The sequence below is a fragment of the Pseudorhodobacter aquimaris genome, assembly GCF_001202025.1.
GTDB classification, from domain to species: Bacteria; Pseudomonadota; Alphaproteobacteria; order Rhodobacterales; family Rhodobacteraceae; genus Pseudorhodobacter; species Pseudorhodobacter aquimaris.
On sequence record NZ_LGHS01000008.1, the window covers coordinates 1 to 19,713 of the forward strand.

General features: G+C 63.2%; 20 protein-coding genes and 2 pseudogenes. 17 read left to right on the top strand and 5 right to left on the bottom strand.

Translation table 11 applies throughout. The features are described 5' to 3' along the window. Together AKU94_RS20695 and AKU94_RS18830 are read right to left on the bottom strand one after the other, a co-directional pair. Positions 1-124, bottom strand: a pseudogene (locus AKU94_RS20695) (PIN domain-containing protein); the annotation flags it as partial. Continuing rightward, complete coding sequence (locus AKU94_RS18830) at positions 114-341, bottom strand: AbrB/MazE/SpoVT family DNA-binding domain-containing protein (protein WP_009503866.1); 228 nt, start codon at positions 339-341, stop codon at positions 114-116. The pseudogene AKU94_RS20695 and the gene AKU94_RS18830, both read right to left, overlap by 11 nt. A gap of 208 nt (positions 342-549) precedes the next feature. Between AKU94_RS18830 and repA the strand changes: the two genes are divergently transcribed. From repA to AKU94_RS20765, 5 genes and pseudogenes are all read left to right on the top strand, one after another. Beyond that, positions 550-1,743, top strand: coding sequence for a plasmid partitioning protein RepA (repA, locus tag AKU94_RS00800; RefSeq protein ID WP_009503867.1), 1,194 nt, complete (start codon positions 550-552; stop codon positions 1,741-1,743). After that, positions 1,727-2,659: a plasmid partitioning protein RepB gene (gene repB, locus AKU94_RS00805; RefSeq protein ID WP_028288626.1), complete on the top strand. Its 933-nt coding sequence runs from the start codon at positions 1,727-1,729 to the stop codon at positions 2,657-2,659. Before repA ends, repB begins: the two co-directional genes overlap by 17 nt. A gap of 213 nt (positions 2,660-2,872) precedes the next feature. Next, positions 2,873-4,084, top strand: coding sequence for a plasmid replication protein RepC (repC, locus tag AKU94_RS00810; RefSeq protein ID WP_050525470.1), 1,212 nt, complete (start codon positions 2,873-2,875; stop codon positions 4,082-4,084). A 168-nt stretch (positions 4,085-4,252) separates the two neighbouring features. Then, a pseudogene (locus tag AKU94_RS00815) lies at positions 4,253-5,860 on the top strand (ParB/RepB/Spo0J family partition protein); the annotation flags it as partial. Positions 5,861-5,873: 13 nt separating this feature from the next. Beyond that, positions 5,874-6,014, top strand: a complete 141-nt coding sequence (locus tag AKU94_RS20765; protein WP_009503871.1) for a hypothetical protein — start codon at positions 5,874-5,876, stop codon at positions 6,012-6,014. A 156-nt stretch (positions 6,015-6,170) separates the two neighbouring features. On the opposite strand, the gene AKU94_RS00820 is transcribed toward AKU94_RS20765, so the two are convergent. Together AKU94_RS00820 and AKU94_RS00825 are read right to left on the bottom strand one after the other, a co-directional pair. After that, on the bottom strand, positions 6,171-7,538 hold the full coding sequence (locus tag AKU94_RS00820) for a sensor histidine kinase (protein WP_050525471.1): 1,368 nt from the start codon (positions 7,536-7,538) through the stop codon (positions 6,171-6,173). Continuing rightward, the gene (locus tag AKU94_RS00825; protein WP_009503873.1) at positions 7,535-8,194 is read right to left on the bottom strand and encodes a response regulator transcription factor; all 660 of its coding nucleotides are present in this window, start codon (positions 8,192-8,194) and stop codon (positions 7,535-7,537) included. The genes AKU94_RS00820 and AKU94_RS00825 overlap by 4 nt, the downstream gene beginning before the upstream one ends. A 145-nt stretch (positions 8,195-8,339) precedes the next feature. Between AKU94_RS00825 and AKU94_RS00830 the strand changes: the two genes are divergently transcribed. From AKU94_RS00830 to AKU94_RS00870, 9 genes are all read left to right on the top strand, one after another. After that, entirely contained in the window at positions 8,340-8,657 is a 318-nt protein-coding gene (locus tag AKU94_RS00830) for a PepSY domain-containing protein (protein WP_050525472.1), read from the top strand. Continuing rightward, positions 8,614-9,999: a ferredoxin reductase family protein gene (locus AKU94_RS00835; protein WP_050525473.1), complete on the top strand. Its 1,386-nt coding sequence runs from the start codon at positions 8,614-8,616 to the stop codon at positions 9,997-9,999. The genes AKU94_RS00830 and AKU94_RS00835 overlap by 44 nt, the downstream gene beginning before the upstream one ends. 180 nt (positions 10,000-10,179) lie before the next feature. Then, positions 10,180-10,560: a PepSY domain-containing protein gene (locus AKU94_RS00840; protein ID WP_050525474.1), complete on the top strand. Its 381-nt coding sequence runs from the start codon at positions 10,180-10,182 to the stop codon at positions 10,558-10,560. A gap of 35 nt (positions 10,561-10,595) precedes the next feature. Then, positions 10,596-11,066 (top strand): DUF2271 domain-containing protein, encoded by a 471-nt coding sequence (locus tag AKU94_RS00845; RefSeq protein ID WP_028288620.1) that lies wholly within the window; start codon positions 10,596-10,598, stop codon positions 11,064-11,066. Between the two features lie 11 nt (positions 11,067-11,077). After that, positions 11,078-13,285, top strand: coding sequence for a PepSY domain-containing protein (locus AKU94_RS00850; protein WP_050525475.1), 2,208 nt, complete (start codon positions 11,078-11,080; stop codon positions 13,283-13,285). Beyond that, a complete protein-coding gene (locus AKU94_RS00855) occupies positions 13,266-14,246 on the top strand; it encodes an FAD:protein FMN transferase (RefSeq protein ID WP_050525476.1) in 981 nt (326 codons plus the stop codon). The genes AKU94_RS00850 and AKU94_RS00855 overlap by 20 nt, the downstream gene beginning before the upstream one ends. Positions 14,247-14,251: 5 nt before the next feature. Then, positions 14,252-16,159, top strand: a complete 1,908-nt coding sequence (locus AKU94_RS00860) for a heavy metal translocating P-type ATPase (protein WP_050525481.1) — start codon at positions 14,252-14,254, stop codon at positions 16,157-16,159. Further along, positions 16,156-16,857, top strand: coding sequence for a VIT1/CCC1 transporter family protein (locus AKU94_RS00865; RefSeq protein WP_050525477.1), 702 nt, complete (start codon positions 16,156-16,158; stop codon positions 16,855-16,857). The genes AKU94_RS00860 and AKU94_RS00865 overlap by 4 nt, the downstream gene beginning before the upstream one ends. A 5-nt stretch (positions 16,858-16,862) precedes the next feature. Then, a complete protein-coding gene (locus AKU94_RS00870) occupies positions 16,863-17,153 on the top strand; it encodes a hypothetical protein (protein WP_009503882.1) in 291 nt (96 codons plus the stop codon). A 28-nt stretch (positions 17,154-17,181) separates the two neighbouring features. Here AKU94_RS00870 and AKU94_RS00875 read toward each other — a convergent pair whose 3' ends face one another. Next, positions 17,182-17,475 (bottom strand): hypothetical protein, encoded by a 294-nt coding sequence (locus AKU94_RS00875; RefSeq protein ID WP_050525478.1) that lies wholly within the window; start codon positions 17,473-17,475, stop codon positions 17,182-17,184. 353 nt (positions 17,476-17,828) lie between these two features. Here AKU94_RS00875 and AKU94_RS00880 point away from each other — a divergent pair, with 353 nt between their 5' ends. From AKU94_RS00880 to AKU94_RS00890, 3 genes are all read left to right on the top strand, one after another. Then, entirely contained in the window at positions 17,829-18,299 is a 471-nt protein-coding gene (locus AKU94_RS00880) for a hypothetical protein (protein WP_232295634.1), read from the top strand. Positions 18,300-18,339: 40 nt separating this feature from the next. After that, on the top strand, positions 18,340-19,281 hold the full coding sequence (locus tag AKU94_RS00885; RefSeq protein ID WP_050525480.1) for an ArdC family protein: 942 nt from the start codon (positions 18,340-18,342) through the stop codon (positions 19,279-19,281). Positions 19,282-19,455: 174 nt separating this feature from the next. Next, positions 19,456-19,713 (top strand): site-specific integrase (locus tag AKU94_RS00890; RefSeq protein ID WP_198144796.1); only part of this gene is annotated, 258 nt, incomplete at its 3' end.

Genomic DNA, 19,713 nt, shown 5'->3' on the forward strand with positions numbered 1-19,713 from the left:
TAAAAGAGACAGCCTGAACGCTGATCCGGGGCCCCTGCCCCAGGATGACCTCGGCGCGATCGGCCTTTGGGCCGTCGTCGAGCAGGTAAAGAACGACATTCGTGTCCGCGAACTCAACGCTCATGTGCGTCGTCGCGGCTCAGACGTTCTGCTGCGGACAACTTGCCCCGGAAGCGGCGCAGGCCGGTAAGTACCTCATCCGCACGAGCAAGGCGACGGACTCTGACCCGACCGTCGTCCTTGACCAGGTCGATCTGATCACCCTCCTTGAGACCAAGCTCTCGGACGAGCTCCGCGGGCAAACGGACGGCCAGCGAGTTACCCCATTTTGCGACCTGCATCGTGACCTCCCATGCGGATATACGTCTTGTAATGTATATCCGAAAGGTTCCTAAGACAAGCCTGCCGCAAACCCTAGCTACTCTTGTGCATGACGCAGCGACTGACACCAAATCTAGAAAGAGCTTGCACGAATCTGATAGCTCGGGCAATAGTCTCGATAAATAACGCGCGATCACATAAAAAACGCGCCCACGAATCGAGGCAGAGATGAGCGAAGCTGAGCAGGACCTGGACATTGCCATCGGGCACTACGCAGAGCTTCTTGCGTCCAATCTTCATGCGCAACGTGCTGCCCACTTCCCTCCCGACGCCAAAAAAGTCATGCGCAGCCTGACCAGCGGCGAGGCGGCCGAGTTGCTTGGCGTCGATCATACCTACCTTCGCAAGCTTCATCGAGAAGGAAAGATCGCTGACGTCGAAACCACTGCGGGCAGCCACCGGCGATATACCCTCGATGATATCTGGGAGATTCGCCACGCTCTTGAGGCAAACGCGAAGAAGCCTGGAACCTACGTTCCGGGGCGTCGTGCCGGTGACGAGCTTCAGATTGTTTCTGTTGTGAACTTCAAAGGCGGGTCCGGGAAAACGACAACATCCGCTCACCTTGCACAGCGCTTGGCTCTCAAGGGATATCGTGTCCTTGCGATCGATCTGGACCCCCAGGCATCCCTTTCCGCGCTGCATGGCATCCAGCCTGAGCTGGACCTGATGGAGGGTGGCACGCTGTATGATGCGGTTCGCTACGATGAACCGGTCCCGATCTCGGACGTGATCCGCAAGACCTACATCCGTGGTCTTGACCTGATTCCCGGGAACCTCGAGCTCATGGAATTCGAACATGAGACACCGGCAGCCATTCAGCGTGGCGGCGCCCGCGCATTCTTTGCCCGTGTGCGCGACGCGCTCGACAGTGTCGAAGCGGACTATGACGTCGTCGTCATCGACTGTCCGCCGCAGCTTGGTTTTTTAACCATGTCCGCCCTTTCAGCATCTTCAGGGGTGCTTGTTACCGTTCACCCCCAAATGCTCGATCTGATGTCCATGTCGCAGTTTTTGCGCATGACCGCTGATCTGCTTGGCGTCATCCGGGATGCTGGCGCAAACCTTCGCTTCGACTGGCTGCGCTTTCTGCCGACCCGCTACAAGGTGGGTGATGCCCCGCAGACCGAGGTCATTGCTTTCATCCGGGGTCTGTTCGGCAGGTCAGTCCTGACCAACCACATGGTTGAGTCTACTGCGATCTCTGATGCAGGGCTGACGAAGCAGACGCTCTACGAGGCCGACAAGAAGGACTTCACGCGTCAGACTTTCGATCGTGCAATCGAATCCATGAACGCCGTCAACGACGAGATCGCGGCGATCATCCAGAACACGTGGGGACGCAATGGCAAGAAAGCCTAAACTGGGACTGCCACTGCAGACCCTGCGCAACGCGCCCGACGCTCTTGAAGGGCGCAGGCTGCGCGGCGGCGTTTTCGAAATCGAGCCTGACCAAATCGAAACCACAGGTCGGCTCGATGACAGGCTGCAGATTGAGACTGCGGGCCTCAAGGCGTCAATTTCCAAGAACGGACAGCGAGTACCAATCCTCGTCCGGCCGCTTGATGGTGATCGCTACAGCCTGATCTATGGCCGTCGTCGACTGGAAGCTTGCAGAGAACTTGGGATCAAGGTCCGCGCCATTGTCACAGAGATGGAGGGCGATCAGGCACTTCGTGATCAGCTGTTAGAGAACCAGGAGCGGCGGGATCTAAGCTTCATCGAACGAGCGCTTGTTGCCGCAGCCTTGCTCGACGGTGACCATCTGAGCGCATCCGAACGCACTAACAAGGGTGTCGCCGAGGTTCTCAATCTGACCGAGGCAGGAGTGTCGCAGCTGTTAAGCGTGGTCCGCACCGTTGGGGAGGACTTGGTCCTCGCCATCGGTGCCGCTCCGGGCATTGGTCGGCCCAGGTGGGAAGAGCTCAAGAAGTTGCTGGGGGCTACGGATGCCGATCGCGAACTGCTTGCAGCTTTGGCGGGTGAGGCCAAGACATCCTACCAAGGCGGTATTGACGAGAAATCCGATCATGCATTTTTGGCCGTCCTCTCTGCTGCAGGGAAGCCCGAACAGACCACATCCTCGTCTCGCCCTCGCGGGCGGCCCGGCACGGTGATTCCGGGGGTCGGTGCCGCCACTGTCACGATCGGACGTCGTGGAAAGCAACTCAAGCTCGAGTTGAAGGCCGAGGAGAGCGATTTTGTCAGCTGGCTTGAGGGCAACGCCCCGCAGCTGATCACCGAGCTTCACGAGCGCTGGAAGCGTTCGGAAGACTGAGGAAGAGCAACAATCAAAAAGGAGGCACGAGACAGGCAGAAAAGAAAAAGGCCCCGAGAAGCAAGCTTCACGAGACCTTTCTTAGGTTTCGCACGGGACCAGCCCGCTACAAAACTTCAGTTTTCGCACCTCTGAATGTAGCGATCTGGCCCCTTTCCCGCAAGCGCAAAGCGATTCGCGGGCCAGGGAAATTTTGCCTTCGTGAATGACATCATGGATTACACACCGATTTCGCCGTTTATGCGGCCGATCTCGCACGCCCATCTGCGCGTGGTCGAGCGTCCTGAGGCGTCTGTTCCCGGCAAGCCCGTCAACAAGTGGGAGCTCCTCCGTGAGCTGTCCAAGGCACAGGCCGCCTTCGGGGTTTCCGAGCGCGATCTGACCGTTCTTCAGGGACTTCTCAGCTTTTTTCCGGACGATGCGCTTGGCGGGAACACCGAAATGGTCGTCTTCCCATCCAACAAGGCGATCTGCGAGCGGCTGAACGGCATGCCTTGCTCGACGATGCGCCGTCACCTCGCCCGGTTGGTAGAGGCACGCTTGCTCATGCGGCGCGATAGCCCCAATGGGAAGCGGTATGTGCGCAAGCGTGGCGAAGATCGGGTGGCCTTCGGCTTTGATCTCTCCCCGCTCTATTGCCGGGCCGAGGAAATTGCACGGGCTGCAGAGGCTGTGCGTGAGGCCGAGGACCGTGTGCGGCGACTGAGGGAGGTAGTGAGCCTTATGCGTCGCGACTTGGCCGCTCTGGCGGAGTTCGGCGAGGAGATCCAGCCCGGGCTTGGCCTATGGGACCAGCTCCGCGACAAGGCAGCCCTCACCGCCCGCGCTCTTCGCCGCAAACTCTCGCTTGAGGATCTGTCGGCATTTCGGACTGAACTGGAGACCCTTCTTGACCAGGCGCGTAATGTGATTGACGGTCCTGAAACAGAAGAAATGAACACCAATGATGCCCAATGTGAGCGTCACCATCATAATTCAAATAAAGAATCTATAGATCTTGAACCTGCCTTAGAAAAAGGCGGGGCGGCGGGACGCGCGCCTGATGATGATACGGGTGAGCCCGTGGCTGACCTTGAAGAGTCTGACACGAGGCGGGTGCCGAAAATCCCACTCCACCTGGTAATCGCCGGCTGTCCCTCGCTCAAGACTTTCTATCAGGGCGACATTCGACACTGGCACCAACTTTTCGACGCGGCTTGTCATGTAAGGCCGGCCATGGGGATCAGTGTTTCCGCGTGGGAAGAAGCGCAACGCTGCATGGGACCAGAGCAAGCCTCGATCGTCGTCGTGGCCATGCTGGAACGATTCTCTGACATCAGATCACCGGGTGGATACTTGCGGGCGCTGACGTCCAAGGCCGCGGCGGGCGAATTCTCTTGCGGTCCGATGGTCATGGCTTTGATCGGTCGGCGAAGTGCGGCTTAACAGCTGTTAAGTTTCAACGCCGCGGTGCTCAGTTGGCATGACTTAACAGCTGTTAAGTCGCCTCTTGGCAACCATACGATCATCGAGAGGGAAAGGAGTGTTGGTTTGAGGGTGACGGGAAATGAGATCGGGAGAGTGGCTTCCGGCGCCCGTCGTGGAGAAGATCTGATGACGAAAGCTGTCCGGAAAATCACCCTGTCCCCTTCGCGGGATATCCCTTTTGACAAGCTGGTCCTGAGCCAGTCCAACGTGCGGCGCATCAAGGTTGGCGTGTCTGTCGAGGAACTGGCCGAAGACATCGCCCGCCGCGGTCTGTTGCAGAGCCTGAGCGTGCGGCCCGTCTTGGCTGACGACGGCACCGAGACCGGCAAGTTCGAGATCCCGGTCGGTGGCCGTCGGTTCCAAGCATTGTCCCTGCTGGTGAAGCAGAAGTGTTTGGCAAAGACCCCGCCCATTCCTTGCATCGTGCGCGATGCTGCGTCCGACATCCTGGCCGAGGATGATTCCCTTGCAGAAAGCATGCATCGCGTCGCCCTGCACCCGCTCGACCAGTTCCGCGCGTTTGCGGCGCTGCGGGACAAGGGTCAGAGCGATGCAGAGATTGCTGCCGCCTTCTTTGTGACGCCGCAGATCGTGAAGCAGCGCCTCAAACTTGCCTCCGTCGCCCCTGCCCTGCTTGAGGTCTATGCCGAGGATGGCATGACGCTGGAGCAGCTCATGGCTTTCACCGTGAATCCAGATCATGCGCGTCAGGTTCAGGTCTGGGATGTGATCCATTCATCCTGGAACAAGGAGCCATTCCAGATCCGCAGGATGCTGACCGAAACCTCGGTCAGGGTTTCCGACCGGCGCGCGATCTTTGTGGGTGTTGATGCCTATGAAGCGGCGGGTGGCACGATGCTGCATGACCTCTTCCAGGGCGATGATGGCGGTTGGTTGGAGGACCCTGCCCTGCTCGATCGGCTGGTGACGGACAAACTTCAAGCCGAGGCTGAGACGGTTGCGGTTGAGGGCTGGAAGTGGATCGAGGTAGCACTTGACCTGCCCTACGGCTACAGCCACGGGCTGCGGTCTCTGTCTGGTGATCCGGCACCGATGACGGATGACGAAGGTGCAGCTCATGCCAAGCTGCTCGCCGAGTACCGAGCGCTCGAGGAGGAATACGCGGATCAGGATGACATCCCCGACGAGATCGACACGCGGCTTGGCGTATTGGAAACGGAGATGGAAAAGATCGAGACCCGGCCGTTGATCTTCGACGCGGAGGAGATCGGGCGGGCAGGGGCGTTCGTCACGCTCAACCGCTATGGCGCGCTGGCCGTCTATCGCGGCTATGTGCGTCCAGAGGATGAGCCCGTTGAGGAGACCGCGGTCCAGGATGGCGCTGATCCTGTGGTGGCGGGGCAGGGGGCTGATCGTGATCTCACCGATGGCCATGACAGTGTCGCTCCTGGCGGAACCATCATCATGTCGGGTGGCCAGCCGATTGGTGGCGACCTGCCGGAGGATGAGGATGACGGAGCGCTGAAGCCACTACCCGAGCGGCTCGTAATCGAGTTGACGGCACACCGGACGCTGGCGCTGCGTGAAGCGATCGGGCGCTCGCCCGACGTGGCGTTGATTCTGCTGCTGCTGAAGATTGTGACGGACACCTTCCGCACTTCCTCTGCTTCGGGAAGCTGTCTCGAAGCCTCAGTGCGTCACATCTACATGCCGGCGCAGGCGAGCGATCTGAAGGACAGCGTGGTGGCAAAGCTGGTCGACGAGCGTCATGCGCCGGAACGATCTCGTGGCGCTTGACGATGAGGACCATGCCGAAGGGCAGGGGGCGGATGCCGAAGCGGCTGACAGCGTCAGTGAAGCTGACCTTCCTGCATTTCTGACGGATGACCTGCCTGCTGAAGGCGCGTCGATGCTGGCCTCGGAATAACGTGATCCAGCGGGGGGCGGAGATTCCGCCCCCAATCACCCTATAGTGTAATAATATCAATGGGATGAGCGCGATTACTCGCATTCAGAATGAAGAATCATGTCTACAACAACCATCATCGACACCGCACCCCTCGGGGCGCTGCGACGTGAGACTTCAAGGCCAATGCTCCCGATCTTTCACATGGGCATTTGGAGCATCCGTTGGCAATCTGACGGATGCCTGAAATCCAGAAGTTTCACCGGGACGTGGTGACTGGAGCAAGAGAGAGGTTTCGATCCGTTCTGCGATGGCTGAGACGATAGCGAGGCCAAGCCCGCTACCATCAGTTTTTGCATCTGCCCTCTCGAAGCGCCCTGTCAGGCGTTCGAGTGTTTCGGTTGCTACCGCGGGGCCCTCGTTCGCCACGATCAACTGCCCCTCGCTCGTGAGTGTAACCGCGACTGGGGCATTCTGCGCCCCGTGGCGTAGGGCGTTTTCCACCAGATTCCGGCACAGAATTCCCAATGCGTCGGGGTCGATATCAGACAAGACAGGCGTGTCCGGCAAGTTCAACATAAGGCGCCCGTTCTCTGTGCTGCGCGCAATATCTTCCACCACGACGCGAGTGATGGTTCTGACATCAGCGCTCTGGTCCATCCGAAGTCTACCGCCTTCCGCCCGCGCAAGCTGCAGGAGACGCTCGGACAGCCGAGTGAGACGCTTGAGCGTCGCCTCGATCTCGGCGGCGCGCGCGTCGATGGTCGGATCTTTGGTCTCTGACCGCAGTCGCTGCGCCTGGGCGATAGCGCCCGCCAATGGTGTCCTTAGTTCATGAGCCGCATTGGCTGCAAAACTTCGCTCAGCCTCGAACGCGTCGCGCAACCGAGCCAAAAGGCTGTTCAAGGTTGCGGCCAGCGGTCCGATTTCGGTCGGCAGGTCGGCCGCGGGTACTTCTGACAGGTCGCGCACGCCGCGCGCTTCAAGCCGCGTACGGAACCGATGGAGAGGGGCGAGGCTAAAGCGCACAGCGAGAATAATCGACGCGAGCGCCAACGGCAGCACAACCAGCAGCGGCAGGCCGAGGCCCATCTGGATTTCCCGAGCAACCGAAGCGCGATGCGCCAACGGTTCGGCCACGGTGATGCTGATCGTCCCCTGGAGCGCCGCGTCGCTGTAGAGGCGATGTGTGGCGTTCTGCCCAAATCCCGGACCATCGTATGGAGGGAACACGGCAGGGTCCGCCGCATGGGATTGCAGCAAAATGCGTCCCTCGGCATCGCGTACGATGTAGGTGAAGAACTCGTCATGCTCCCGGATCGGCGCTAGGCGCTGCGTCACACCCTGATCTTCCCGCCCAACGATGTCGGTCACGGCCAGCGGCAGGATGCGCTCGGCGGTTTCGCGCAGGGCGCTGTCGAAGACCTCATCCATCTCGCCCCGAACGATCACCGCGGTAACCGTGGCGGCGGCGAGCCAGAGGATCGTCAGCACAAGGCCGAGTGACAAGCCGAGCCGTACCTGAAGGCTGGATGGCCACATCATGGCTTGCCCAGCCGGTAACCCATGCCGCGCTCGGTCTCGATGATGGCGCTCCCCAGTTTCTTGCGCAGGCGGCTCACGTGCACCTCGATGGTGTTGCTCTCGACTTCGGCGTCGAAAGCGTAGAGCTTCTCCTCCAACTGCGCCTTGGACAGGAGCTGCCCGGGACGCGCCAGGAAGGCCTCGAAGAGCGCCCATTCCCGCGCCGTCAGCGGCACATGTCTGCCATCCCGATGGACGCTGCGCGCGGCAAGGTCGATGTCGAGCGGTCCGTGGGTCAGGATCGGGTTGGGGTTGCCGCTGTAGCGCCGCGCGACCGATCCGATCCGTGCCGACAGTTCCGACAGGTCGAAGGGCTTCACAAGATAGTCGTCAGCGCCCGCATTGAGGCCTTCGATCCTATCGGACACCTGGTCGAGCGCCGTCAGGATGATGACCGGCGTCACGTCTCCACGCGTCCTGAGGCCCTTGAGGAACCCGATACCACGTCCGTCTGGCAGCATGAGGTCGAGCAGGAGCAGGTCGTAGGAGGTTGCGCTCATCGCGTCTGCCGCCGCGTCTAGCCGCGTGACCCAGTCTACTGACTGGCCATCAGCTGCGATTTGGTCGCGCACGGCAGCGCCAAGAGTCGTGTCGTCCTCGATCAGCAATATGCGCATGGTCGTACCCGTCCTTTCCTGATGTCCCTCCATGATCCGTCTGGCTGACACGAAGCTGAAGCTTGTGGGTCGAGCCCCTTCAGGCTGCCGTCAGCTTCGCGGCGCATGAATGGCATCAAGAGGCGAGCCACTAGGAGTGTGCCCCATGAAGAAGACATTGACAATTATCGGCTTTCTCGCGGTCTTTCCGGCCGGCGCGGCGCTGGCTGACGACGATTGCTTCGTGCCGATGGCCGACTGGCAGCCGCGCGATGCTGTTGCCATGCTGGCGGAGGAAAATGGTTGGACGGTGCGCCGGATCAAGATCGATGACGGCTGCTACGAGATCGACGGGAGGGATGCCGAGGGGCGTGCGATCGAGGTGACTGTCCACCCGGCCACGCTGGAGGTAATCGAGTTCGAATACGAGGACGACGAGGATGATCGCCGCGAGCGGGATCACGAGAGACGCGACGATGACTGATGCAGCGCGTCGCGACGGTAATGTTCCGGTGCCGGGCCTGCCGCCACTCTCCCGGCTTTCCCTAAACTCTCCTCTAGCCCTGACGGGCCCGGTGCTGGTTGCGTTGCCATGCCTGCTGGCGGCACTGATCGGGTTCAACACCTATGCGCCCTATGGCGCGGATGCAGCACTTGGCATTGCCGTCGGGGCCGCGGCAGTTGTCGCGATGGCACAGACCCTGATCCTCGCCGCACGGCCGCCACTGGTGGAACCATTGTTCGGCGGTCTCGATCGCATGTACCGGGTCCACAAGTGGCTCGGTATTTCCGCAATGATCCTGATGATCCTGCACCAGCAGATCGAGCCGGATTTCGAGCGTTTGGTGCGTGAAACCTCCCTTGGTGAACTTGGTGAAGAGGCGGGCGAACTTGCCTTCAACGCGCTTCTCGCCCTGGTTGCTGTCAGCTGGTTCCGGAGATTGCCCTTCACCCCACTGGAAATCCCCTATCAGATCTGGCGGTTCAGCCATCGTTTCATGGGGGCCCTTTTTGCAATCGTGGTCTTTCACCAGTTCTTCGTCGACATGCCGACAGAGGTAGATCCATCGCTCTCGGTGCTACTGAACACATTCGGCATCGCCGGAGTGACCGCGTGGATATTCACCGAGCTGGTCGCCCCGTACCTGCGGCGTAGAGAATTCACCGTCACAGAGATCAGCCAGACCAAGGACACCACCACGCTAACCCTCCGCCCCGAGGGGCGGGCCATGCGGTGGCGGCCGGGGCAATTCGCCTTCTTCCGCGCGCCAGAGGCAGGACTGTCCGAGCCGCACCCCTTCACGATCACCAGCGCCCCGCGCCCTGACGGCACCCTGACGTTCTCCATCCGGGGCTTGGGTGGCTGGACACGAAGCCTGCCCGCCATCTTGCGGACCGGAACGCGCGTGCAGGTCGAAGGGCCATATGGACGGTTCAATTTCCGCAAGGGCGGTGCGCGCCAGATATGGCTGGCGGGCGGCATCGGTATCACGCCGTTCCTCGCCTGGGCCGAAAGCCTGAGCGAAGCGGATAGCCGCGACATTCACCTCATCCACTGCGTTCGGACACAAGAGGAGGCGATTGGGGTAGAGACGCTGCGCGCTGCGGCTGCCCGCAACCCGAGGTTCAGTTTCGAGGTGGTCGTTACGACGCGCGATGGCAGGCTCACGGCCGAGCGCCTGATTGGCGCGGTCCCTTTCGCGATCCGGCAAGCCGATTTGTGGTTCTGCGGCCCAACCGGTCTGAAGGACGGGATTCTCAAGGGCTTGAAAGCACAAGGTCAAACGCCTCGCCGTGTCCGCTTCGAGCAGTTCGAATTCGCCTGAACGCGGGGCAGGGCGTATAGCCATGCCAGCCCTGTAGCCTGCGCTCGCATCTTTTTGGCCCCGTCATCATCGGCGGGGCCATTTTCCTGACGGCAAGCTGAAGCAGGAATCGCTGGGGCGTCAGGATGCCCTCAGGTCGGGGTGCCAGATTGGTCTCATCAAACGAAAGGACCCCTTGCCATGAAAAAGACCCTGACCGCCCTTGCCCTGATCGCACTTTTGCCCGCCGGCGCTGCGCTGGCCGACGACGATGATTGCAATGCGCCCCGTGACCAGTGGCAGCCGCGCGAGGCCGCCATGCAGATGGCCGAACAGAACGGTTGGACGGTGCGCGACTTCGAGATCGACGACGGCTGCTACGAAATCGAAGGCCGAGACCAGAATGGCCGCGAGATCGAGGTGAAGCTCGATCCGGCGACGCTGCAGATCGTCGAGATGGACTACGAGGATGATGACGACGACCGCGGTGGCGCCCGCAATCCCGCGCCCGCTGGAACGGTCGCTCCTCCGCAGAACGGCCTCTTCGGAAACGGCGCCCCTCCGCAGGTTCAGGTGAACTGAACAGCTCCGAAGCACCCTGAACAAGGATCATTCCCATGAAATCACTTCTCGCAACGCTCGCGCTTACCACCGCACTCACGCTTCCCGGCCTCGCTATGGCACGGCCCGTGACGCTCACAACCACCCTTAACAACTATGGTGGCGACGGCGCTTACCTCGCGCTTTACGTTACCGACGCATCGGGCGCCTATGTCGGCAGTCTCTGGATGGCTGGTGGCAAGTCCAAGTACTACGAGCATCTGAGCGACTGGTACCGTGCCACGGGCGGCGATACCGCGCAGGTAAACGGTATCACCGGCGCCAGCGTCGGCGCGGGCCGCAGTCTCGAGATCACGCTCGATCTGGCCGACGCGCTGTTCGATGCGGGCTACACGCTGCACATCGACGCGGCGGTCGAGGATATGCGCGACAGCCCGAACGAGGTGGCCGTGCCGCTGACGACGGCGGGCGCGGGCACGCCGGTGAGCGGGCGGCGCTACATCGCCAACTTCTCCTACGACATGTGAGGGGCAGGGCCATGATCCGTACACTCCATCGCTGGCCGGGTCTTCTGGCACTCGCGCTCGTCACGATCCTGAGCCTGAGCGGCGCTGCGCTCTCGGTCTTTCCGGCAGTCGAGCGCATCACCGCGCCGCAGGTGGAGACTGGCCTGACAGTCGCCACCCTCGCGGACCGCATCCAGGTCGTCTATCCGGGCGTCGAGCAGATCCGGCGGTCGCCCTCCGGTCGGATCACCGCCTATTGGTTCGATCAGGGCGCGCCGGGTGCTGCCGTGATCGACCCGGCGACGGGCGCGGGCGTGGCCTCGGCCGACCCGAACCAGGCGCTTCGCTGGCTCACCAACTTTCATCGCTCGCTCTTCCTCGGGGATGGCGGGCGCATCGCCATGGCCGCCGGGGCCGCGGCGATGCTGGTCCTCTCGCTCTCGGGTGCTATGCTGGTCGTGCGACGGGCGGGCGGATGGCGGCACTGGTTCGCGTCCTTGCGCGGTCCGTTCGCGGGCAGGCTGCATGTCGAGATCGCCCGGATCGCCGTCATCGGCCTCGTTCTGTCCTCCACCACCGCCCTCTGGATGACAGCCTCCACCTTCGATCTTCTGCCGGACGGTAGCGTCCTGCCGGCTGATCCCACCGAAGTGAGCGGAGAAATTGGGTTCGCTCTCGATCAGATGGCCACGCTGCTGCAGACCCCCGTCGCCGAGCTGCGCGAACTGAGCTTTCCCTATCCCGGCGACGCGACGGACGTGTTCACACTGAAGACCGACCGGGGCACCGGCTATCTTGACCAGGGAACCGGCGCGCTCGTGGCATGGGCCGACCTGACCGGGTGGGAGCGCGTCTCGGAAACCATTTACATGCTGCACACGGGGCAGGGGGCCGCGACGCTCGGCCTTGTGCTCGGGATGATGGCGCTCGGAGTGCCGGCGATGGGCGTTACCGGCGTCTTGATCTGGCTTGCCGGGCGGCGCGGGCGGCCGCGCATCCGGGGCAACCAGCCCGCGGGCCGTGCCGAGACGATCATTCTTGTCGGCAGCGAGGGTGGCAGCACCTGGGGCTTCGCCGCGACCCTGCATGCCGCGCTGACGGCAGCGGGGCAGGGCGTCCATGTTGGCCCGATGTCGGGCTTCGCGCCAGAGCGCTACGCCCGTGCCGAGCGCATCATCCTGCTCGCCGCGACCTATGGCGATGGTGCCGCTCCGGCCTCGGCGAAGGGCTTTCTCGACCGGCTGAACGCCACAGACCGAGCGCCCGACTTTCCGATTGCCGTTCTCGGCTTCGGCGACCGGAGTTTTCCGGCCTATTGCGCTTTCGCCAAGGACGTCACGGCAGCGGCAAAGGCGAAAGGTTGGCCCGAGCTTCTGCCGCTCGACACGATCGACCGGCAATCGCCGCAGGATTTCGCGCGCTGGGGCCGCGCGCTTGGCGAGATGCTTGGCATACCCCTTGACCTTGCGCACCAACCCGTCTTGCCGCGCACCGAACAATTGACCCTCGTCTCGCGGCGCAACTACGGGGCTGAGATGCAGGCGGGGGCCGCGATCCTGCGCTTTGCCCTGCCGAGCGCAACGCCGTGGCAGCGGCTGACGGGCGCGGGCTTCGCACGGTTCCAGGCGGGCGACCTGATCGGCGTCCTGCCGCAGGGCAGCGCCGTGCCACGTCTCTACTCGCTTGCCTCGGGCCGGCGCGACGGGTTCGTCGAGATCGTGGTGCGCAAGCATCCGGGCGGTCTGGCCTCGGGCCAGCTGACCGCGCTGGAACCGGGCGATACGGTCCGGGCCTTCCTGCGGCGCAATCCCGGCTTTCATGCCGGTCGCGGTCGCACCCCGCTGATCCTGATCGGGGCGGGCACCGGCCTCGGGCCGCTGGCGGGCTTCATCCGCGGCAATGCGCGGCACAGGCCCGTGCACTTGTTCTTTGGCATGCGGCATGCGGACAGCGATTTCTTCTATGGCGAAGAGATGTCCGGCTGGCAGGCTGAGGGGCGGTTGACCCGGCTTGTCACCGCCGTCTCGCGCGGCGCGCGGCGCAGTTATGTGCAGGACGCCTTGCGCGCCGACGCGGCGCAGGTGGCCCGGCTTATCTGCGACGGGGCGCGTGTGATGGTCTGCGGCGGGCGCGACATGGCCACGGGCGTGAGCGATGCGTTGGCCGAGATCCTCGCACCTGCCGGGCTTACGCCCGCAGTCCTAAAGGCAGAGGGGCGGTATGTCGAAGATGTCTACTGAGCGCGCGCGCATCGCCCTGAACGGCCCCACCATGGGCACGCGCTGGTCGGCGCTGTTCTTCGCGGATCGGGGCCGCGACACGGATGCAATCCGTGCCGCCCTTCAGGCGGCTGTCGACGAGGTGGACAAGCAGATGTCGACGTGGAACGCGGAGAGCGCGCTCATGCGGATCAATGCGGCGCCGGTGGACGATTGGGTGGTGGTGCCGGAGCAACTGCGGGCGGTTCTGAGCCTCGGGCTCGAGATCGGGCGCGCCTCGGGCGGGGCCTTCGATATCGGAATGGGCGATGCGGTGACGGCCTGGGGCTTCGGGCCCGGGGCCGCCGCGCCCGAGGGTATCCGCGCCGCGATGGACGCCCCCCGCCGCCCGGCGCAGGAGGTGCTGGAGATCGAGGGGATGCAGTTGCGCAAGACCGCGCCCATTGCGCTGGATCTGAACGGCATCGCCAAGGGCTATGGCGTCGACCGGCTCGCCGAGACCTTGCGCGATCATGGGATTGCCGACGCGCTTGTCGGCATCGACGGCGAGATGCGTGCCATGGGCCTGCGCCCCGATGGCGAGGCATGGATCATCGCGGTAGAAGCGCCGGACCCTGATCGCCGGACGCCGCATTCGGTTCTGGCGCTGCAGGACGCCGCCGTGGCGACCTCCGGTGACTACCGCCATTGGGTCGAGGTTCAGGGGCGCCGCCTGTCGCATACCATGGATCCGAGACGTGGCGCGCCGCTGATCGCCTCGCCGGCCTCCGTCACCGTGGTGGCCCGCACCTGTGCCGAGGCCGATGCTTGGGCGACGGCGCTCATGGTGCTCGGTGCGGAGAGGGGTGCGGACCTCGCGAGACAACGTGGACTCGACGCCCTGTTTCTTCTGTGCGATGATGAAGGCAATGCAATGGGCGTGGGAGTCGGGCGTCTTTTTTCCGAAGAACCAGCGGCAATCGCCTCAGCCGGGGGAAGATGAGCCGCATGGAACAGACCCGTACCGATCGCTTCAAGACCGCACTCCTGCTGATGGCCGCAACCGGGCTGATCGTGGGACTCGCATTCTACCTTGCGGGCCAACCAGAGATCGCGAACCTGATCTGGATTGCAGGAGTTGTTCCCGCGCTCGCAGCGCTTGTGGTCGAAATTGTCCGCAGCATCGGGCGCGGCGAGGTGGGCCTCGATATCGTTGCCGCGCTGTCGATGTCGGCGGCGCTTGTCTTCGGCGAGACCTTGGCTGCGGCTGTCGTCGCAGTCATGTATTCTGGAGGCACCTTCCTCGAAGCCTTCGCTGAGGGCCGTGCACGTCGTTCGATGAAGGATCTTCTATCTCGCGTACCCCGGACCGCGACGCGGCACCGGAACGGCGGTCTTGAGGATGTGCCTCTCGAAGAGATCGCACCGGGCGATCGCCTGCTGATCCGGCAGGGCGATGTCGTTCCCGTGGACGGTACGGTGATGTCCGACACCGCCTTCCTCGACACCGCGGCGCTGACCGGCGAGTCCCTGCCGGTGCGGCTGGCGCGCGGGGCCGACGCCATGAGTGGCTCGACCAACGCGGGCGAGGCCTTCGACCTGACGGCGACGCGCGAGGCCAAGGACAGCACCTATGCCGGGATCGTTCGCCTAGTCGAGGAAGCGCAGGCGTCCAAAGCGCCGATGTCCCGGCTGGCGGACCGCTGGTCGCTGGGCTTTCTGGTCGTCACCGTCAGTATCGCCTTCGCGGCCTGGTGGTTCACAGGCGATCCGATCCGCGCGGTCGCCGTGCTGGTGGTCGCCACGCCCTGTCCGCTGATCCTTGCTGTGCCGGTCGCACTGGTCGCGGGTCTCTCGCGTGCGGCGCATTTTGGCGTGCTGATCAAGGGCGCAGGGCCGCTGGAAACCATGGCGCGTATCCGCACCTTGATCCTTGATAAGACCGGCACGCTGACTGACGGCCGCCCGCAGATCATGTCGGTCGACAGCGCGAGCGGCATGGGCGAGGACGACATCCTGCGCCTTGCCGCAGCGCTCGATCAGGCCTCCAAGCACCCTGTCGCGCAGGCCATCGTCGCCGCCGCCAAGGCACGGGGCTTTGTGTTGTCCGTGCCGACCGAGGTCGCCGAGTTTCCGGGCGAAGGGGTCGAGGGCCATGTCGAGGGCCGCAGCGTCATCGTAGGGGGGATCGGTTTCGTGGCGTCCCGGGTCGGGCGACCGGGGGGCGATCACCCCGCCAAGGGCGCCGGTTCGGTCCTTGTCGCCGTGGCGGTTGACGGTCACTTGGCCGGGCACCTCGTCATGTCCGACCCGCTGCGCGAGGGGGCGGGCACCATGCTGGACGGTCTACGCCGCCAAGGGATCGCGCGCATCCTTCTGGCCACCGGCGACCGCGTGGACGTGGCAGAGCGCGTGACTGAGGGGCTAGGCCTCGACGGTCTGTGCGCCGGGCTGACGCCCGATCAGAAGGTGCTGCTGGTGCTCTCCGAGCGTAAACACGGGCCGGTGATGATGGTGGGTGACGGCGTCAACGACGCGCCCGCCCTGGCCGCGGCCGATGTGGGCGTGGCGATGGGGGCACGGGGCGCCGCGGCCTCGGCTGAGGCCGCCGACGTGGTGCTGCTCGTCGACCGGATCGACCGGCTGGGGCCCGGGATCGAGATCGCGCGGGCGTCGCGCCGGATCGCTGTCGAAAGCGTGGTCGCGGGTATCGGTCTGTCGGTTCTCGGCATGATTGCCGCCGCTTTCGGGTATCTCACCCCGGTGCAGGGGGCGCTTCTGCAAGAGGTCATCGACGTCGCTGTTATCCTGAACGCCCTGCGCGCGCTGCGCATCGCGCCACAGGAGCCAGCTACGGGCAAACCACAGGCCATCATGTCAGAGCAAGCTGACATCGTTCAAGGAGCCACGCCATGAGCCGTCTATCACATTCTGAAATCCATATGGTGCATCGCATCGGCTGGCTGCGGGCCGCCGTTCTCGGGGCCAATGATGGTCTTGTCTCGACTGCGAGCCTCGTCGTCGGCGTCGCGGCCGCAGGCTCCGGCAAGCCCGAGGTCATGATCGCCGGGCTGGCCGGGCTTATGGCTGGCGCGATGTCCATGGCGGCGGGGGAGTATGTCTCGGTCAGCTCGCAAACTGACGCCGAACAGGCGGACCTCGCCCGAGAGAGCCGTGAGCTCGAGGAAACGCCCGAGGCCGAGCTCGAGGAACTAACCCGGATTTATGTTGAAAGGGGGCTGGACCGCGACCTGGCGGAAAAGGTTGCCGTGCAACTGACTGAACGCGACGCGCTCGGATCGCATGCGCGCGACGAGCTCGGCATTTCGGAAACCTTTACCGCCCGCCCTATCCAGGCGGCTCTGGTGTCCGCACTGACCTTCGCCGTTGGGGCGGTGCTGCCCCTGATCGTCGTGCTGCTGGTCTCGGAGGCGCAGATCGCTCCCCTGGTGGCGGGATCGACGATCCTTGGCCTTGCGGTTCTTGGCGGATTGGGCGCTTCGGCCGGCGGCGCAGGCGTCGTCCGTGGGGCCACGCGGGTCACGCTATGGGGAGCGCTTGCAATGGCGGCGACAGCCGGGGTCGGTGCGCTGTTCGGGGTCGCCGTAGGCTAGAGTCAATGGGGTGTACCCGAACCCCGCTCCGGCTGCTTGTTGCGGCAACGCTCGTCAACATCGTGCTGATCATCGAGGTGCCACAGATCGAGTCGCAGCGCGTGGGGTCAGAAACCCATGTCCGCAAATGGGTCATGCTGGACGAGATCAACACCGATATTCTGGAGCGGTCCTATGTCTGGGAGGACCGCACGCCCATCGGCACGTTCAGTTCCGTCTTCACATCCAAAATCCAGTCCAGCCTGATCGCGCTTGCCAGGTCGGGCGGGGCATCGATTGTTGATCGGCTTAAGTAGTCTCAATCACCGCAGGGGCTACCCAGCTTCATTTGTTCCCATCGATCCATTTTGACATCAGCCCCTTGTCGCGGAAACACTCATCCGGGACGGCGCGGCGTTTGATCCGGGCGAGACGCTCGGCGAAGGCGACCTGCTTTGATGTCGGGCGGCTGTCCTGCGCACCCGGGTTCATCTTGGCTTGTGCGTCGATCCAGGCGCTCAAGGAGCGCCGATCTTGCTGAACCTCCCACGGCAGAAGCGTCTGGTTGCGCAGTGCCAGTGCGCGCGCATAGGCAATCTGCTTTGGCGTCGCGGGCAGGGCGTAAGTGGTGCTTTCCATCGGGGAACTCCCTTCTTAGCTGGGCTTTCAGGATAGAACATAACAGGAACAAAATCAAGCCACCTGCGGAAATCATGGGGTTTGAGAGGAAGAGGAGGGCCGGGGAAGGTCAGGCCTTTGCGGTGCCCGAAAGAGGGTGTCCGGGCCTGACCCTGTTCCTCATTGGGTTTTGATACCGGAAAGTGCTGGATCCTAGGCTCTTATGAGCTTTTCATTTAACATTCTCCGGCATCAGCTCCCCAAAGAGTGAAAGTGTTCTTCGGGTTTTGTGACTGACGGATGAGGGCCTTTGGGGTCCCTCGGATGGGTCCGGGCCGGGTTCCGGTCTGCCGTTCCGGATGAAGGGCATTCCTATGCAATCAGGTGTCTTGCGCGTGCTCCGCGCGACCGCTGCCTCCTGGTGGCGGCATAGAGAGCTGCGCCGAACTGGCCAGACGGCGCTGGCACAGCGGCTCGAACGGCAGACCGTCCTGCGTGATCTCGGCTATCTCAGGCAGGCGGCGTCATTGCCAAACGCGCATGTGATCTGCGGAGAGGGCGGCACGTTCATCCATCTCGGTTGGACCACCGTGTCGACCTTCGCGCCGATCGAGCGCTTTCCCTTGGCCACTCTTGCGGTCGCACGAGGGACCCCGTTCATCGATATCCGACCCGTCACCGATGTTATCGCCTTCGCGAACCTGCCGCGGGTGACACGGGACGGATCGATCGACCCTGAACCCTGGGGCCCTGGAAGTTCCGTCTCACTGACCACCTACATCGACATGGTCGAAGGGCTCGGCGCGAGGATCGTCAACGATCCGCGGCCCCGTCAGTCAACCTGATCACCACTTACTCTCACCAAAACTCGAAAGGAGGCCAGCCATGGCCCGATCCCGCACGCCCAAATTCGATGCCTCCGAGGTCATCACAAACGAAATCATCCGCATCATCGAGCGCGGCGTCCTGCCGTGGCGCAAGCCCTGGACCGCAGGTGGCAGCTGTCGCCCCCTGCGCGTGGGCGGCGAACCCTACCAGGGAGTGAACAACTTTCTGCTGACGATGCGGACCGTGATGGCGGGCCACAGCTCTCCCTTCTGGATGACGTTGCCGCAAGCCAATGCCTTGGATGCAAAGGTTCGCAAGGGCGAAAAGTCCTCTGTCGTCGTCTATTACGGCCAAAGCCGGAAAGACGCGGGCGCAGATGAGCATGACCGCAGCGAAGGGGATGATCACTCCGAGGAAGCCCGTATCTTCCGCTTCCAGAAATCCTACCGTGTGTTCAATGCCTGCCAGATCGAGGGCTTGCCCGACAGCTTCTACCCTGACCCGGAGCCCGTGCCCGAGCATCCGCCGTCCGAGCCCATCCCGCACATGCAGGCGTTTTTCGATGCCATCGACATCACGACCGTCTTTACGGGCACGGAAGCGTACTATTTGCCCCCCGTGGACAAGGTCTACATGCCGTCCATCACGCGGTTCCAGGACCCGCGCAATTTCTACGGGGTCTGGGCGCATGAGCTGGCCCATGCCACGAAAGCCCCGCATCGGCTGAACCGTGACTTCGGGTTCTCGAAGTTTGGCAACACGTCCTATGCGCGCGAGGAGATCGTCGCGGAACTGACCTCGGTGTTTCTGGGGCAGACGCTCGGCTTCACGGCGCATACGCTCGAGATGAATGCCGCCTACCTCCACAACTGGTTGCGCGTTCTTCGGTCGGACAAGGGCGCGATCTTCCGGCACGCCGCGGACGCGCAGCGGGCCTGCGACTATCTGATCGCCAGATCGGAGGTGGGCAGGGCAGGGGGCAGCGCCGAGGCCGCTTGACCTATGCTTTGCAGCAAAGCAGAAAATGGCAGCTGTGAGCCCATGGACGAAGCCGCTTCGCGGCATTGGCGCATTTGGCTGATGTAGTGAGCCGCCTGCAACGCTTGGCGTTTTGCGAAGCGACCGACCTGTCTGATGATTGAGGCCTTCTCAATCATCAGACAGGAGGTTCCCATGACAGAGGAGAAAGTAACCCCGCTGCGCCAGCGGATGATCGAAGACATGCGCATCCGTGGGATGGGCGACAAGGCGCAAAAGTCCCACATCCGGGCGATCAAGGACTTCGCGTCCTTTCTGGGGCGATCACCCGACACCGCGACGCCGGAGGACCTGCGCGCATATCAGCTCCACATGACAGATACAGGGATCACGCCCTCGACCTTCAACACGCGCATTGTGGCGCTGCGGTTCTTTTTCGGCATGACCTGCGGG

Bases quoted from the DNA above. Each gene is read 5' to 3' on its own strand.
- AKU94_RS18830 (WP_009503866.1), bottom strand. From the start codon at position 341: ATGCAGGTCGCAAAATGGGGTAACTCGCTGGCCGTCCGTTTGCCCGCG.
- repA (WP_009503867.1), top strand. From the start codon at position 550: ATGAGCGAAGCTGAGCAGGACCTGGACATTGCCATCGGGCACTACGCA.
- repB (WP_028288626.1), top strand. From the start codon at position 1,727: ATGGCAAGAAAGCCTAAACTGGGACTGCCACTGCAGACCCTGCGCAAC.
- repC (WP_050525470.1), top strand. From the start codon at position 2,873: ATGGATTACACACCGATTTCGCCGTTTATGCGGCCGATCTCGCACGCC.
- AKU94_RS00820 (WP_050525471.1), bottom strand. From the start codon at position 7,538: ATGATGTGGCCATCCAGCCTTCAGGTACGGCTCGGCTTGTCACTCGGC.
- AKU94_RS00825 (WP_009503873.1), bottom strand. From the start codon at position 8,194: ATGCGCATATTGCTGATCGAGGACGACACGACTCTTGGCGCTGCCGTG.
- AKU94_RS00830 (WP_050525472.1), top strand. From the start codon at position 8,340: ATGAAGAAGACATTGACAATTATCGGCTTTCTCGCGGTCTTTCCGGCC.
- AKU94_RS00835 (WP_050525473.1), top strand. From the start codon at position 8,614: ATGATCGCCGCGAGCGGGATCACGAGAGACGCGACGATGACTGATGCA.
- AKU94_RS00840 (WP_050525474.1), top strand. From the start codon at position 10,180: ATGAAAAAGACCCTGACCGCCCTTGCCCTGATCGCACTTTTGCCCGCC.
- AKU94_RS00845 (WP_028288620.1), top strand. From the start codon at position 10,596: ATGAAATCACTTCTCGCAACGCTCGCGCTTACCACCGCACTCACGCTT.
- AKU94_RS00850 (WP_050525475.1), top strand. From the start codon at position 11,078: ATGATCCGTACACTCCATCGCTGGCCGGGTCTTCTGGCACTCGCGCTC.
- AKU94_RS00855 (WP_050525476.1), top strand. From the start codon at position 13,266: ATGTCGAAGATGTCTACTGAGCGCGCGCGCATCGCCCTGAACGGCCCC.
- AKU94_RS00860 (WP_050525481.1), top strand. From the start codon at position 14,252: ATGGAACAGACCCGTACCGATCGCTTCAAGACCGCACTCCTGCTGATG.
- AKU94_RS00865 (WP_050525477.1), top strand. From the start codon at position 16,156: ATGAGCCGTCTATCACATTCTGAAATCCATATGGTGCATCGCATCGGC.
- AKU94_RS00870 (WP_009503882.1), top strand. From the start codon at position 16,863: ATGGGGTGTACCCGAACCCCGCTCCGGCTGCTTGTTGCGGCAACGCTC.
- AKU94_RS00875 (WP_050525478.1), bottom strand. From the start codon at position 17,475: ATGGAAAGCACCACTTACGCCCTGCCCGCGACGCCAAAGCAGATTGCC.
- AKU94_RS00880 (WP_232295634.1), top strand. From the start codon at position 17,829: ATGCAATCAGGTGTCTTGCGCGTGCTCCGCGCGACCGCTGCCTCCTGG.
- AKU94_RS00885 (WP_050525480.1), top strand. From the start codon at position 18,340: ATGGCCCGATCCCGCACGCCCAAATTCGATGCCTCCGAGGTCATCACA.